Source organism: Lysobacter silvisoli (assembly GCF_003382365.1).
GTDB classification, from domain to species: Bacteria; Pseudomonadota; Gammaproteobacteria; order Xanthomonadales; family Xanthomonadaceae; genus Lysobacter; species Lysobacter silvisoli.
This window is the reverse complement of record NZ_QTSU01000001.1, coordinates 2,103,382-2,118,156: the sequence shown is the minus strand read 5'-3', so window position 1 is coordinate 2,118,156 and position 14,775 is coordinate 2,103,382. Positions and strand designations below refer to the sequence as shown.

Here is a 14,775-nt window from a genome sequence, read left to right as displayed (position 1 = left end):
AATGGTTCGGGCACCTCGCCAGAGCGCGAGCGCCGCTCAGTTCGGCGCCGGCTTGACCTTGCGGACGGCCTTCACCGCCACGTCGATCAGGCTGATGGCGGCGATGACCGCGAGGCAGAACTTGGCGACGCTGTCGCTGCGGTCGGTCATCATCATCGGGCCGTCGAACACCGTCCACAGCATCGCCGCGCAAGTGAGCGGCGTCAGCACCCACTGCATGCGCTGCAGCGACGCCGGCCAGCGACCGCGCGCGATGGCGATCAGCAGCATCGGAACATTGAACAGCACCAGCAGCAACAGCACCGGCCCTTGGCGTTGGCGGAAGGTGTCGGTGTAGGTCAGCGCCTCGTACGCGGCCGGCGCCGCGCGCCCGCCCCAGAACAGGTCCAGGATCCAGCGCGGCTCCAGCATCGCGGCGATGCCCAGCACGATGCCGATCAGTCCCAGCACCATCGCAGCGCGCCCGCCGGGCAGGTGATCGGCCGCGCGCGGCGTCCACGTCGCGGCGCTGTCGGGCGAGCGCCGCCGCGACCAGGCGGCCATGGCGAAGCCCACCACCAGCACGCCCGGCCACCACAGCGAGCCGACCACGGTGCCGCCCAGCCATTGGCCGATGGCGCCCAGCGCCTGGCCGGTCGTGTCCATCGGCTGGCCCAGCTTCTGCAGCAGGCCCAGGCCCCAGATCGCAGCCATGCCGATGACGGTCGCGCGCAGGAAGCTGCGGCCGTCCTCGGGGTCGATGATGGTCAGCGTGGGTCGGTAGCGCGCGGCCACGTCGCCGGGCCGGCCGAAGGCGCGCGCCAGCGCGATGGCCATGTCGGCGTCGGCCTCGCGACCGGCGGCGTCGGCCTTGGCCTGCAGTTCCTCGTTCAACAGCATGCGCAGTTCGAAGGCCACATCGCTGCGCTGCTTGCGCGGCAACCGCAGGGCCACGTCGGCGACGTAAGACTCGATCACTTCCTGGGCGTTCATCGTCAGTCCTCCAGCAGGAGTCGGTGCATGGCGTCGTTCATGCCTTGCCATGCCAGGGTGAGTTTTTTCAGCAGCGCGCGGCCGTTGGCGTTGAGCGCGTAGTAGCGCCGCGGCGGGCCGTCCTGGGTGCGCCATTCGCTCTGCAGCAGGCCCTGGGTTTCGAGCCGGCGCAGCAGGGGGTAGAGGGTGCCTTCCTCGATCGGCATGCCCTTGTCGGCCAGGGCCTGGCGCAGCTCGTAGCCGTAGCGCGGGCTGCGCAGCTGCGACAGCGTGGCCAGCACCACCACGCCGCGGCGCAGTTCCAGTTCGAGCTTGGCGTAGGCGTCTGAGTCGACCATGTGGCGCACAGTACTGTGCACTGCACAGTAAGTCAACAGGGCCGTCGCCGAGCCGGCCGGGAGGGCGGCGGTCGATACAAAACCTATCGTTTGAAACTGGCCGGACTGTGCGCCCGCACTCTTTCCCTTGGCGCACACTGCGGCCATGACCCAGCGCACCCAGGCCCGGCCGTTCCATGCGTAGCAAATTGTTCGTGCCCGGAGCGCGGCCGGAACTGTTCGCCAAGGCCTTGGCCGGGCCGGCGGACGCGCTGTCGTTCGACCTGGAAGACGCGGTGGCGGCCGAGCGCAAGGACGCCGCGCGTGCCGCGGTGGCGCAGTTCGTGGCCAGCGACGCGGTCGCCGCTTCGGGCAAGACCGCGATCGTGCGCGTCAATGCGCCGGACTCGCCCTGGTTCGCCGACGACATCGCGGCCGTAGCCTGCGCCGGCACGAGCCTGCTCAATCTGCCCAAGATCGAATCGGCGCAAGCGCTGCAGGCGGCCGTGCGCGCGATCGAAGCGGCGGAGTCGGACAACGGCGTGCAGCGGCCGATCGGCTTGCTGGTCAACATCGAAACCCCGCGCGCGCTGGCCGCCGCAGCGCAGATCGCCGCCGCGCATCCGCGCGTGGCCGGCCTGCAGCTGGGCTTGGGCGACCTGTTCGAACCCGAAGGCGTGGACCGGCGCGATCGCGCCAACGTGCACGCGGCGATGTTCGCCCTGCGCATGGCCGCCGCGCAGGCGGGCGTGTTCGCGCTCGACGGCGCCTACGCCGATCTGGACGACGAGGACGGCTACCGGGCCGAAGCGCTGATGGCGCGGCGGCTGGGCTTTCTGGGCAAGACCTGCGTGCATCCGCGCCAGGTCGCGCTGGCCAACGCCGTGTTCGCGGCCACCGAAGCCGAACTGGCCTCGGCGCGGCGCATCGTCGAGGCCGCGGCGCAGGCGCCGGGCCGCGGCGTGTTCGTGGTCGACGGCCGCATGATCGATGCGCCTTTCCTCAAGCGCGCGCAAGCGCTGCTGGCCACGGCGGGCCGGCCGTGAGCGCGGGGCAGGGCGGTATACGCGGTTTTCTGTCGCGGCTGGTCCGCGACGGCCGGTTCGCGCCCGGGGTTGCGACGCGCCTCCACCGCAGCGCGACCGCCCGGCGATGTGCGGGCGCGCTGGGGTGCTTGCTGCTGCTGGCCACCGTGGGCCCGCTGCATGCCGAGGCGCTCACCCCGGTGCGTCCTACCGAACTGCCGGCGCTGCAGCATCGCGCGCCGCTGGCAGGACTGGCGCGCGTGGATGGCCGCGCGTTCGCGGTCGCGGCCGACGGTGCCTGGTCGCTGGAGGAGGGGGCGCGCGCCTGGACGCCGCTGCGCTGGCCGGCCGATGCCCAGCCGGCCGACGTGGTCGCCGTGGTCGAGGACGGCAAGCGCGCGTATGCGCTGCTCGCGCAAGGCGCGGACCGCGCGGTGCGGGGCGTGGCGCAACTGGGCATCCGCGACGGTGCGTTGAACCTGCAGAAGCTGCCGCCGTTGCCGGAGGCGCTGCACGATCCGCGCGGGGCCTTGTCCGCCGACAGCTTCTACCTCAGCGGCCGCGGCGCCGACGGTCACGGCCGCCTGCTGCGTCTGGACTTCGCCGACGAGCGCCCGCACTGGACCGCGATGACGTTGTGGCCCGGCGGCGCGCCCGCGCTGTCGCTGGTGGCGCAGACCCGCGCGCTGTTCGCGGTGGTGCCCGAGGCCGATGGCGAGCGCGTGCTGCGCTGGTCGGCCGATAGGGGCTGGACCCGTCCCAGCACCGTGCCGGGACGGCTGGTGCCGGGCTCCGGCCGCGCCACCGGGCAGGCGCATATCCTGTACTTGGTGCGCGACGCGGCCGCCGCCGACGCGCCCGCGCGCGTGCAGACCTACCAGACCGTGACCGCCGCCTGGGCCATCTTGCCCGGTGCGCAGGCCGTGGCCGCCACGCGCTCGGCGGCCTGGACCGACGGCCTGGTGTGGGCGCGCGCCGCGCCCGGCGGCAGCGCCTTCACCGCCGCCCAGGTGCAGTCCAGCAAGCTGCGCCTGCACTGGCTGGATTGGGTGGTGATCGTGGTCTACCTGGCCGGCATGATCGGCATCGGCCTGTACTTCTATCTGCGCGAGAAGCGCGGCTCCACCGCCAACTTCTTCGTCGGCAACCGCAGCATTCCGTTCTGGGCGGCCGGCATCAGCCTGTACGCGGCCAATACCAGCTCGATCAGCTTCATCGCCATCCCGGCCAAGGCCTTCGAGACCAACTGGCAGTACATGGCCAACAACATCATCGCCGTGTTCGGGCTGATGTTCGTGGCGGTGTGGATCGTGCCGCTGCTGCGCCGGCTGGACCTGATGTCGGTGTTCTCCTACCTGGAGACGCGCTTCCACCCGTCCATCCGCATGCTCGCCAGCGCGCTGTGCATCTTTGTGCAGATCGGCAGCCGCATGAGCGTGATCCTGTTCCTGCCGGCGCTGGCCATCGCCACCATCACCGGCATCAGCGTGTTCTGGAGCGTGCTGCTGATGGGCGGCTTCACCATCGTCTACACCGCCATGGGCGGGATGAAGGCGGTGATCTGGACCGATTTCGTCCAGGTGATCGTGAAGATGGGCGGCGCGGTGTTCGCGATCGTGTTCATGATCTGGAGCCTGAAGGGCGGCTTCGGCGAGTTCTGGTCCACCGCCATGGCCGAGAACAAGATGCACACCTTCGACTTCAGCTTCGACCTGACCAAGGCCACGGTGTGGGGCTTCATCTTCCTGGTGCTGTTCGAGGTGGTGCTGACCTTCCCCAAGGACCAGGTGCTGATGCAGCGCACCTTGTCGACCAAGTCCGACCGCGAGGCCGGGCGCTCGATCTGGGCCTTCGCCGCGATCATGATTCCCGGCGGCATCATCTTCTACACCATCGGCACCGCGCTGTTCGCCTATTACCGCTCGTTCCCCGAGCGGATGAATCCGCTGCTGCCGATCGACGCGACCTTCCCCATGTTCATCGCCGCCGAACTGCCGGTGGGGGTGACCGGACTGATCATCGCCGGCATCTTCGCCGCGGCCATGGCCACGCTGTCGGGCATCATGAACTCGGTGGCCACGCTGATCTCGGTGGACTTCTACGAGAAGCTGGCCAAGAACCGCACGCCCAAGCAGAGCGTGTTCTTCGCCGAGATCATGACCGTGGTGGTGGGCCTGGTCGGCATCGGCACCGCGCTGCTGCTGTCGCGCTTCGATATCCATTCGCTGTTCGACGTGTCGATCGAGCTGGCCGGCCTGCTCGGCGGCGGCTTCGCCGGCGCCTACACCCTGGGCATGTTCACCCGCCGCGCCAACTGGCAGGGCGTGGCCATCGGCATCGCCGGCAGCATCGTGCTGACCCTGGGCATCTGGACCCTGCGCGCGGTGCACCCCTACTACTACCTGGCGATCTCGATCGCGCTGTGCATCGTGATCGGCTACCTGGCTAGCTATGCGTTCCCGCCGCCGTCGCAGTCGCTGGAAGGCCTGACCATCTACCGGCGCAAGCGCGGCAGCGAGCCGGCGGTGGCCGAGCCGATGCCGCTGCAAGGCCGTTCGGACGTCTGACCGCACCGAAGAGTGACCAACGGACGTGGTCCGCCCCTCCCGCCTGAGGTAGCGTTGCCCGATCCAGCCCGCGAGCCGCCGTGGAAACCCAGTTCCTCAACACCTTCGTGACCGTCGTCGACCAGGGCTCCATGGCCGCGGCCGCGCGCGTGCTCGGCATCACCCCGGCCGCGGTGGCGCAGCAGATCCGCACCCTGGAGCGCGAGATCGGCGCGCCGCTGATCGCGCGCGTGGGCCGCACCGTCAGCGTCACCGAAGAGGGCGCGCGGATCCTGCCGCGCACGCGCGAGCTGCTGCGCAGCGTGTCGGACCTGCGCAGCGTGGCCAACGAAAGCGACGTCTCGGGCGAATTGCGCCTGGGCGCCTGCCCGACCGCGCTGGCCGGCATGCTGCCGGACGTGCTCGCGCGCATGGTCGAGACCTTTCCGCAGATCAACGTGTTCATCAAGCCCGGCTATTCGGCCGACCTCTACCACGCGGTGGAGAAGGGCGACCTGGACGCGGCGGTGGTGCTGCAGGCGCCGTTCCCGCTGCCCAAGACCTGCGAATGGCAGCTGCTGCGCGAGGAGCCGCTGATCGTGCTGGCGCCCGCCTCCATGGCCGGACGCGATCCGCGCGAATTGTTGGCGAGCGAGCCGCTGATCCGCTACGACCGCAACCAGTGGGGCGGCCGCCAGGCCGACGAGTACCTGCGCGCGGCCAACATCGTGCCGCGCGAGCGCTTCGAACTGAACGCGCTCAACGCGATCGCGGTGATGGTGGACCGCGGCCTGGGCGTGTCGCTGGTGCCCGACTGGGCCAAGCCCTGGCCGGAGGGCCTGAACCTGGTGCGCCTCCCGCTGCCCGACGCCACCGCCACGCGCCGCATCGGCATCGTCTGGTCGCGCTCCAGCGTGCGCGTGCGTCTGGTCACGGTGCTGCTGCAGGAAAGCCGCAAGGCGATGCAGGCGCAGAAGGCCTGAGCGTCGCCGTATCGCGGGCGCATGTTGCGCCGCAATATTTTTCCTGCGCACTCAAGCAACAAAACCTAGTCTCTGAACATAGTCCGCGGCGGTTCTATGAGCGCGGCCTTGCGCATAGGCTCGTTCGAAATCCAATGGACGGGCCGGCACGTCGGGGGGCGTGGTCCAGGCTCAGCGCGAACAGCGCGGACGCACCCAACACCGATCGCGGGCAGAACCGAAGACACCGGCACGCCCGCCGCCATCCGCATCCATCACGAGACACGACATGGTCAAGCCACTTACCGCCGCGATCGGCAGCATCCTGCTGCTGTCCGCCATCTCCGGCCAGGCCCGCGCGCAGGACGCCGAAGCGGTCGCAGACAGCGAGAAAACCGATCCCTCGGCGGTCGACCTGGACGGCGTCGTCGTCACCGGCACGCGCAGCCCCAAGGCGGTGGACAAGATCCCCGGCGCGATCACCCTGGTGTCGAAAGAGGAGGTGCAGCGCAGCCTGGTGCTGACCGAGGACGCCACCGCGGTGCTGGCGCGCTCGGTGCCGGGCTACGCCGAGTCCTCGCAGGCGATGAGCAACACCGGCGAGAACCTGCGCGGCCGCGTGGCCCTGCGCCTGTTCGACGGCGTGCCGCAGGGCTCGCCGCTGCGCGAGGGTACCCGCAACGCCACCTTCACCGACATGGGCATCGTCGGCCGCATCGAGGTCATCAACGGCCCGTCCGCGTCGGAGGGCATCGGCGCGGCCGGCGGCATCATCAATTATCTTTCGGCCATTCCCAGCAAGGAAGGCAACGAGTTCACCCTGACCACGCGCTACACCACCCAGTTCGAAGACGATAGCGACGGCTGGAAGGTGGGGCTGAACTTCGCCCGCAAGTCCGGCGACTTCGACATGCTGGCCAGCGCGGCCATGATCGACCGCGGCATCACCTACGACGGCAACGGCCGCCGCATCGGCATGAACACCAGCGGCTCGGTGGCCGATTCGGAAACCCGCAACCTGTTCCTCAAGGCCGGCTACAACTTCGGCACCGACGGCAACCAGCGCGTGGAAGGCTCGTTCAGCCACTTCCGCATCGAGGGCAAGGCCAACTACATCCAGGTGCTGGGCTGCCGGCCGGAAGAGTTCGCGCTGTGCGGCGCGACCCGCACCAACACCTCCGAGCGCGGCCAGATCTTCGGTTCCAAGGCCGCGTTCAACGACTTCAAGCAATACCAGCTCAGCTACAGCCATTTCGACCTGGGCGGCGGCACCTTGCTGATCAACGCCTACAAGGCCGACCAGGCCATGCGCTACCTGGTGGAGAACACCTCCGACCGCCAGGATCCTCTGATCGCGCCGATCGGCACGATCTACGACCAGTCCGAGATCGTGACCAACAAGAAGGGCCTGCGCAGCTCGTGGACGCGGCCGTCGCTGTTCTCGGTCTCCGGCTTGGAACTGCGCGTGGGCCTGGACCTGGTCGAGGACACCGCGCAGCAGCGGCTGGCGCTGACCAACCGCATCTGGGTGCCGCCGATGGAGTACAAGAGCCAGGCGCCGTGGCTGCAGCTGTCCTGGGACGTGGGCCCGGTCACCCTCAGCGGCGGCATCCGCCGCGAGGACGGCGAGCTGCACGTGGACGACTACACCACCACCTGGTTCCGCGACCGCCGCTTCGTCAACGGCGGCACCGTCGACTATCAGGAAAACCTGGTCAACGCCGGCATCGTCTGGCGCATCAACGAGACCTTCTCGGTGTTCGGCTCCTACGGCGAGGGCTTCACCCTGGCCAACGTCGGCATCCCGCTGCGCAACATCCAGTGCCCGAACGATCCGCTGGACAACAAGCCCGACGGCTGCCCGGGCGATCCGGCGATCGGCGTGGGCGACATCCTCGATCTGGATGCCATCGTGGTCGACAACACCGAGTTCGGCTTCAACTGGCGCGGCGAGCGCGGTTCGCTGAGCGCCTCGCACTACGACTCCAAGTCCGACTTCGGCCAATCGCTGTCGATCGACCCGGTCACCAACGACTTCGTGCTGCTGCGCGCGCCGGTGCGGATCAAGGGCTACGAGCTGGCCGGCGACTACCGCTTCAACGAGGCCTGGAAGGTCAGCGCGGTGTATTCGCACACCCGCGGCAAGACCTCGTTCTGGTCCGCCGACGCGGCCGGCCGCTATCCGGCTGGCGGCCTGAACCGGCCCATGGGCGTGCTCGACATCAACCCGGACAAGTTCGCCTGGTCGGTGACCTGGAACTTCGTGCCGCGCGGCGACATCACCCTGGGCGCGACCACGCTGTTCTCGCGCACGCTCAACGGCACCGACGTGCGACCCTTCGACGGCCAGCGTTTCAGCTTCACCGAGAAGACCGAGGGCTACACCCTGTTCGACCTGGGCTTCAACTACGAGACCGAGCGCTGGGGCAAGTTCTCGCTCGGCATCGAGAACCTGCTGGACAAGCAGTACATCCTGAGCTGGTCGCAGCCGCCGGGCGGCTTCCAGAACTACTGGGCCGGCCGCGGCCGCACCATCTCGCTCACCCACACGATCAAGTTCTGAAACGTACGACGTGGCGCATCACCCTCGACTGGCCGCTGCGGATTCCCGTGTCCGCAGCGGCGTTTTTTTCCTGACGCTGCTGGCCCTGGCCTGCGCCGGACCGGCGGCGCGAGCGGGCGAGGGTGCGTCCTTGCCGGTCGCCGCGCCGGAACGGCAAGGCTACTCCGCGCAGCGCCTGCAGCGGCTGCACGCGTTCATGCGCGAGGCCACCGGTGCCGACGGCTACCTGGGCGGCGTGGTCCTGATCGCGCGCAACGGCCGCGTCGTCGACTGGAGCGCCTACGGCTATCGCGATCTGGCGCGCAGCGAACCCTTGCGGCGCGACGACATCTTCCGCATCTACTCGATGAGCAAGACCGTGACCTCGGTGGCGGTGCTGATGCTGCTGGAGGAGGGCAGGCTCACGCTGGACGATCCGGTCTCGCGCTACTTGCCCGAATTCGAGGCCCCGCAGGTGCTGGCCGGCGGCGCCGTGGCGCGTCCCGCGCAGCGGCCGATCACGCTGCGCCATCTGCTTACCCACACCGCTGGATTTCCTGCTGGCCGGCCTGGCGACGAGGCCGCAGGACGCGCGCAGACGCTCGCGGACCCGCATGGCGCCCGCGATCTGCGTGGCTTCGTAGAGCGCCTGAGCCGCGCGCCGCTGGCCGCCGATCCGGGCACCCGTTTCGGCTACGACGGTGCGGCCACCGAAGTGCTGGCGCGACTGGTGGAAGTCCGCAGCGGGCAGAGCTTCGAGGCCTTCCTGCAACAGCGCCTGTTCGCGCCGCTGGGCATGCGCGACACCGGCTTCAACGTGCCCGCGGCGCAGCGCTCGCGCGTGGTCGACATCACCACGATGGGCGCGGACGGCAAGCTGCGCCTGGACGACGGTCCCAGCGCGCGCGAACCCGGCGCGCCGCTCAACGCCTACCCCAGCGGCGCCGGCGGCTTGTACTCCACCGCCGGCGATTACGCGCGTTTCTGCCAGATGCTGTTGAACGGCGGTCGGCTCGACGGCCACACGGTGCTGGGCCGCAAGACCGTCGAGCTGATGCTGCGCAACCACCTGACCATGCTGGACCCGCCGGTGAACCAATACAGCGACGCCGAGGGCTTCGGTCTGGGCGGCTACGTGGTGCTGGACCCCGCGCGACGCGGCCAGCTCGGGTCGGTCGGCCAGTTCGGCTGGTCCGGCGCCGCGTCCACCAGCTACACGATCGACCCGCAGGAGCGGATGCTCGCGATCCTGATGCTGCAGCACCTGCCGCGCGAGGACCGCGCCGACCTGCCGCGCCTGGCCAAGCGCTACTACGCGCTGGTCTACCAGGGGCTGACGCCATGAGCGGCGCGGTGCTGGTGGCCGGCTCGGCCAATCTGGATTTCGTGGTCCGCGCCGCGCATGTGCCGGCGCCCGGCGAAACGGTGCTCGGCTACGACTTCGCCACCTATCCCGGCGGCAAGGGCGCCAACCAGGCGGTGGCCTGCGCGCATGCGGGCGGCGCGCCCACCCGGTTGCTGGCCGCGTTCGGCGACGACGGCCACGGCGCCGCCATCGAAGCCTCGCTGCGCGATGCCGGTGTGCGCCTGCACGCCTTGCGCGTGCGCGGCGCCACCGGCACCGCCTTCATCTGCGTGTCCGACGCGGGGGAGAACGCGATCACCGTGGCCCCCGGCGCCAACGCCGCGCTGCGTCCCGAGCATCTGCCCGCACTGGAGGGCGTCAGCCATCTGTTGTTGCAGTTGGAAACGCCGTTGCCGACCGTTACGGCCTGGGCCCGGGCCGCGCGCGCGGCCGGCGTGCAGGTCGTGCTCAACGCCGCGCCCGCGCAGCGCCTGCCCGCCGAACTGCTGGCCGCGGTCGACGTGCTGGTCGTCAACGAAGGCGAACTGGCCGTGCTGACCGGCGTCGATGGCGACGTGGATGCCGCGCTGGACCGCCTGGACGTGCCCAACGTGATCGTGACCCTGGGCGCACGCGGCTGCTGCGCACGCCTGAACGGCCGCCGCTGGCGCCAGGACGCGTTCGCCGTGGTCGCCGTGGACACCACCGCCGCCGGCGACACGTTCTGCGGCACACTGGCGGCGGCGCTGGCCGCGGGCGAGGACGGCGCTGCGGCGCTGCGCCGCGCCAGTGCGGCCTCGGCCCTGGCCTGCACCCGCGCCGGTGCGCAGACCAGCGTGCCCAGCCGCGCCGAGGTCGATGCCTTGCTCGCCGCCGCCACGGCCTGAGTCCTTACCGACACCTCCCCTGCGAACCCTGCCATGAGCCCCACGCCCGATTCCCCCCACGACACGCGGCGCGACGACGGCGACGAACGCCGCGTGGTCCGCCACGAGTACAAGTTTTCGCACGTGACCACGCAGCGCTACCTGCCGCTGCCGGGCAAGGCGCCGGGCTGGCCCTTCGCCGAGATCGGCCATTGGAAGATGGACGTGGACGGCAGCGTCGACGACTGGATCGCCGAGCTGGTGGATTGGCGCCGCGAGCACCTGATCCGCATCGGCTACGACGACCGCCATTACCGCCGCCCCGAACTGCAGTGGGCGCAGCGCAACTTCGTCCATGCGCAGATGATGGCCGAGGACCGCTACTTCTACGATCCCGTCGCCGGCCGCTACACCGTGGACCGTTACCTGGACGACCTGGAGCGCCGCTACGGCGGCATCGACAGCGTGCTGATCTGGCACGTCTACCCGAACATCGGCATCGACGACCGCAACCAGTTCGACCTGGCCGGCGACCTGCCCGGCGGCCTGGAGGGCCTGCGCGGCGCGATCGCCGACTTCCACCGTCGCGGCGTGCGCGTGCTGCTGCCGACCATGCCCTGGGACAACGGCACCCGCGACGACGGCCGCCAGGATTGGGAGTCCATCGCCGAGCTGGTGGTCGCCGTCGGCGCCGACGGCATCAACGGCGACACCTACAACGGCGTGCCGCGCGCGTTCTTCGACGCCTGCGACGCGCTGGGCCACCCGGTGGTGCTGCAGCCCGAATCCACGATCAGCGCCGAGGAGGCCCTGATCTGGAACGTGCAGAGCTGGGGCAAGAAGGCGCCCAACGAAGTCGTGCCGCCGGTGGCCAAGTTCAAGTGGCTGGAACCGCGCCACATGATCAACTACGAGAACCGCTGGGGCCGCGACCGCAACCACGACCTGCAGTACATCTTCTTCAACGGCGTGGGCTACAACGCCTGGGAGAACATCTGGGGGCTGTGGAACCAGCTCACGCCGCGCGACGCCGAATCGCTGCGCCGCATCGCCGCGATCGAGCGCGGCTTCGCCGCCTGCATGGTCAGCCCCGATTGGCGACCCTACGAGCGCACTCTGCAGGCCGGCGTGTTCGCCAGCCGCTTCCCGCGCGAGGGCGTCACCCTGTGGACGCTGGTGAACCGCAACGAGTACGAGGTAGGCGGCGAGCAGCTGTCGGTGCCGCATACGGACGGCGCGCGCTACTACGACGTCTGGAACGGCGTGCCGCTGTCGCCGCGGCTGGACGGCGAGCGCGCGGTGTTCGAGTTCGCGTTGGAAGGCCGCGGCTTCGGCGCGGTCGCCGCGCTGGCGCCCGGCGCCACGCTCGCAGGCCTGGACGATCTGCTCGCGCGCATGGCCGCGCAGGCGGCCACGCCGCTGCGCGACTACTCCGCGCAATGGCGCGCGCTGCCGCAGCAGTTGTTGCCGATCGAGCGTACCGCGCCCGCGGCCGAAGCGCCGGAGGACATGATCGCGGTCCCCGGTGGCGATTTCGATTTCATCGTCGGCGGCGTCGAGATCGAGGGCCAGACCTGGGACGGCGTGGACGTGCAATACCCCTGGGAGCCCAGCGCGCGCCGCCATCACCGCCGGCGCATGCGCATGACGCCGTTCCATATCGACCGCACGCCGGTGACCCACGCGCAGTACCTGCGCTTCGTCCAGGCCAGCGGCTACCGCCCGCGCGACGCCCACAACTACCTGCGCGACTGGGTCGACGGGGCGCCGCCGCCGGGCTGGGAGCGCAAGCCGGTGACCTGGGTCTCGATCGAGGACGCGCGCGCCTATGCGCACTGGGCCGGCAAGCGCCTGCCGCGCGAATGGGAATGGCAGTACGCCGCGCAGGGCGGCGACGGCCGCCGCTACCCCTGGGGCGACGACTGGCGCGCCGACGCGGTGCCCGCGCCCAACCGCGGCCGCCGCCTGCGCGCGCCCGACGACGTCGACGCGCACCCGCAAGGCGCCAGCCCCTACGGCGTGCTCGACCTGGTCGGCAACGTCTGGCAGTGGACCGACGAGTACCACGACGAGCACACGCGCGCGGCGATCCTGCGCGGCGGCAGCAGCTACCAGCCGCAGACCTCGCACTGGTATTTCCCCCAGGCCTATCGCCTGGACCAGCACGGCAAGTACCTGCTGATGGCGCCGAGCAAGGACCGCTCGGGCTGCATCGGCTTCCGCTGCGTCGTGGACGCGGGCTGAGCGCATGACCGATTCCAAGTACGAACCGCGCGTGGACGTGCAGCTGCAGGGTCTGCTCGGCGAAGCGCTGTCGGCCAACCTCAATGGCCGCCTGTCGCATTTCATCGTCGACGAAACCAGCCCCGCGATCGCGTTGTTCGCACCGGCCGCGCGCGCGGCCAATCGCGAAGGCGACTGGTACGGCGAGCACGCCGGCAAATGGATGGTCGCCGCGGCCAAGGCCGCCGCGCGCTCCGGCGACGCCGCGCTGCTGGCGCGCCTGCGCCGCGTCGCCGATTTCCTGGTCTCGACCCAGGAAGACGACGGCTACCTGGGCACCTACGCCCCCGAGCGCCGCTTCATGCGCAAGCAGCCGCCCAAGCCGGTGAGCTGGGACGGCGCGCCCAGCGTGCGCACCTGGGACATCTGGACCCACGCGTATCTGATCCTGGGGTTTCTGGAGATCCACCGCCACTTCCCCGAACCGCGCTATCTGCAGGCCGCGCGCCGCATCGGCGAGCTGTGCGCGCAGGCGCTGGACCAGGGCATCGACATCACCGATCTGGGCAACCACCACGGCCTGTCGGCGACGGTGCTGATGGACCCCGCGGCCGAGCTCTACTTCGCCACCGGCGAGCGGCGCTACCTGGATCTGGGGCTGAACGTCCTGGTCCAGGCCGACCGCCACCCCGAACTGGCGCTGCTGCCGCGCGCGCTGGCCGGCGCCGACGCGGCCGAGATCGCGACGGGCAAGGCCTACCAACTGGCCTGGAATCTGGTCGGCCTGGCCAAGCTGCACCGCGCGACCGGCGTGCCCGCCTACCGCGAGGCGGTGCTGGGTTTGTGGCGCAGCATCCGCGAACGCCACCTCACCTTGGGCGGCGGACCTTGGGGCGGCGTCGCCCATCGCTCGCGCGAGGTGTTCAACGCGCCGGGCGCGTTCAATCCGCAGGGCTACGTGGAAACCTGCTCGACTCTGGCCTGGATCCAGCTCAACCGCGAACTGCTGGCCATCACCGGCGAGCCAGTGTACGCCGAGGAGATCGAGCGCTCCGCCTACAACGACCTGCTCGCCGCGCAGGCCCCCAATGGCGAGGACTGGTGCTACTACGTGTTCCCCAACGGGCGCCGCGTGCACACCACGTATTGGCGCTGCTGCAAATCCAGCGGCGCGATGGCGCTGGAGGAGTTGCCGGCGATCGCCTATGCCTGCGAGGGCGAGGCCACGGTCGCCGTGCGCGTGTACGGGCCGGGCGAGGCGATGCTGGATCTGCCCGGCGCGGGACGCGTGCGTCTGCAGCAGATCACCGACTACCCCTTCGACGGCCGCGTGCGCCTGCGCATCGGCGTGGACGGCCCGGCCCGCTTCGCGCTGAAGCTGCGCGTGCCGTCGTGGGCCGAGGGTGCGAGCGTCGCCATGGCGGGTGAGGGCGCCGCCGCCGCGGCACCCGGCAGCGAATGGGTGCTGGAACGCGTCTGGCGCGACGGCGATGAAGTGCTGGCCGAATTCCCGATGGCCCCGCGCACCCACCGCGCGCTCAACCGCAACGTGCAGGAGTCGCGCGCGCCCGACGGCAGTCAGGTGCAGCAGCAAGTGTTGCGCTACGAATACTTGGGCCTCACCTACGGCCCGCTGGTTTACGCCACCACGCTGATCGACGGTTACAAGACCGAGGAAACGCTGAAGCTGCCGGCCCTGCCGCAGCGCGACTGGCTGGCGCCGGGCGAACCGCTGGACGGCCTGCCGACCCTGGTGCTGCGGCCGCTGCGGCGCGAGCCGCTGGTGTTCGCGCCGTATTACGCCGCCGGCGGCCGCGTCGACGGCGCCTGGCGCCTGACCTGGATGGGCCTGGCGCCGGAGCCGTCGCCGTGAATCGCGGCGGCACCAAGCAAGATTTTGTGGCGTCAGAACCTATGCCGCCTGCCTGTTTCTTTGCCGCAGCGCGGCGCACAGTGACCGCAGACCCCCGTCAGGAA

The 14,775-nt window shown here is 70.3% G+C and carries 10 protein-coding genes; 8 read left to right on the top strand and 2 right to left on the bottom strand.

The genetic code is table 11. The annotated features are described in order from the left end of the window. Positions 1 to 36 precede the first annotated feature (36 nt). Together DX914_RS20210 and DX914_RS09365 are read right to left on the bottom strand one after the other, a co-directional pair. Entirely contained in the window at positions 37 to 972 is a 936-nt protein-coding gene (locus tag DX914_RS20210) for a hypothetical protein (protein ID WP_158549227.1), read from the bottom strand. 2 nt (positions 973 to 974) lie between these two features. Continuing rightward, complete coding sequence (locus DX914_RS09365) at positions 975 to 1,310, bottom strand: PadR family transcriptional regulator (protein ID WP_115858711.1); 336 nt, start codon at positions 1,308 to 1,310, stop codon at positions 975 to 977. 176 nt (positions 1,311 to 1,486) lie between these two features. Here DX914_RS09365 and DX914_RS09360 point away from each other — a divergent pair, with 176 nt between their 5' ends. The 8 genes from DX914_RS09360 (at position 1,487) to DX914_RS09325 (ending at position 14,671) form a co-directional block, all read left to right on the top strand. Next, the gene (locus tag DX914_RS09360; RefSeq protein WP_115858710.1) at positions 1,487 to 2,335 is read left to right on the top strand and encodes an HpcH/HpaI aldolase/citrate lyase family protein; all 849 of its coding nucleotides are present in this window, start codon (positions 1,487 to 1,489) and stop codon (positions 2,333 to 2,335) included. A 128-nt stretch (positions 2,336 to 2,463) separates the two neighbouring features. Next, complete coding sequence (locus DX914_RS09355; protein WP_231118187.1) at positions 2,464 to 4,881, top strand: sodium:solute symporter family protein; 2,418 nt, start codon at positions 2,464 to 2,466, stop codon at positions 4,879 to 4,881. Between the two features lie 80 nt (positions 4,882 to 4,961). After that, on the top strand, positions 4,962 to 5,843 hold the full coding sequence (locus DX914_RS09350) for a LysR family transcriptional regulator (protein WP_115858709.1): 882 nt from the start codon (positions 4,962 to 4,964) through the stop codon (positions 5,841 to 5,843). 268 nt (positions 5,844 to 6,111) lie between these two features. After that, on the top strand, positions 6,112 to 8,385 hold the full coding sequence (locus tag DX914_RS09345) for a TonB-dependent receptor (protein WP_115858708.1): 2,274 nt from the start codon (positions 6,112 to 6,114) through the stop codon (positions 8,383 to 8,385). 130 nt (positions 8,386 to 8,515) lie between these two features. Continuing rightward, entirely contained in the window at positions 8,516 to 9,709 is a 1,194-nt protein-coding gene (locus DX914_RS09340) for a serine hydrolase domain-containing protein (protein ID WP_115858707.1), read from the top strand. After that, the gene (locus tag DX914_RS09335) at positions 9,706 to 10,596 is read left to right on the top strand and encodes a ribokinase (protein ID WP_115858706.1); all 891 of its coding nucleotides are present in this window, start codon (positions 9,706 to 9,708) and stop codon (positions 10,594 to 10,596) included. Before DX914_RS09340 ends, DX914_RS09335 begins: the two co-directional genes overlap by 4 nt. Positions 10,597 to 10,629: 33 nt before the next feature. Beyond that, positions 10,630 to 12,819: a formylglycine-generating enzyme family protein gene (locus tag DX914_RS09330; protein WP_115858705.1), complete on the top strand. Its 2,190-nt coding sequence runs from the start codon at positions 10,630 to 10,632 to the stop codon at positions 12,817 to 12,819. Between the two features lie 4 nt (positions 12,820 to 12,823). Further along, positions 12,824 to 14,671, top strand: a complete 1,848-nt coding sequence (locus DX914_RS09325) for a beta-L-arabinofuranosidase domain-containing protein (protein ID WP_196778856.1) — start codon at positions 12,824 to 12,826, stop codon at positions 14,669 to 14,671. The last annotated feature ends 104 nt before the right edge of the window (positions 14,672 to 14,775 follow it).

What these genes read in the sequence shown, in the direction of transcription:
- DX914_RS20210 (WP_158549227.1), bottom strand. Translation starts at nt 972, where the DNA reads ATGAACGCCCAGGAAGTGATCGAGTCTTACGTCGCCGACGTGGCCCTG.
- DX914_RS09365 (WP_115858711.1), bottom strand. Translation starts at nt 1,310, where the DNA reads ATGGTCGACTCAGACGCCTACGCCAAGCTCGAACTGGAACTGCGCCGC.
- DX914_RS09360 (WP_115858710.1), top strand. Translation starts at nt 1,487, where the DNA reads ATGCGTAGCAAATTGTTCGTGCCCGGAGCGCGGCCGGAACTGTTCGCC.
- DX914_RS09345 (WP_115858708.1), top strand. Translation starts at nt 6,112, where the DNA reads ATGGTCAAGCCACTTACCGCCGCGATCGGCAGCATCCTGCTGCTGTCC.
- DX914_RS09335 (WP_115858706.1), top strand. Translation starts at nt 9,706, where the DNA reads ATGAGCGGCGCGGTGCTGGTGGCCGGCTCGGCCAATCTGGATTTCGTG.
- DX914_RS09330 (WP_115858705.1), top strand. Translation starts at nt 10,630, where the DNA reads ATGAGCCCCACGCCCGATTCCCCCCACGACACGCGGCGCGACGACGGC.
- DX914_RS09325 (WP_196778856.1), top strand. Translation starts at nt 12,824, where the DNA reads ATGACCGATTCCAAGTACGAACCGCGCGTGGACGTGCAGCTGCAGGGT.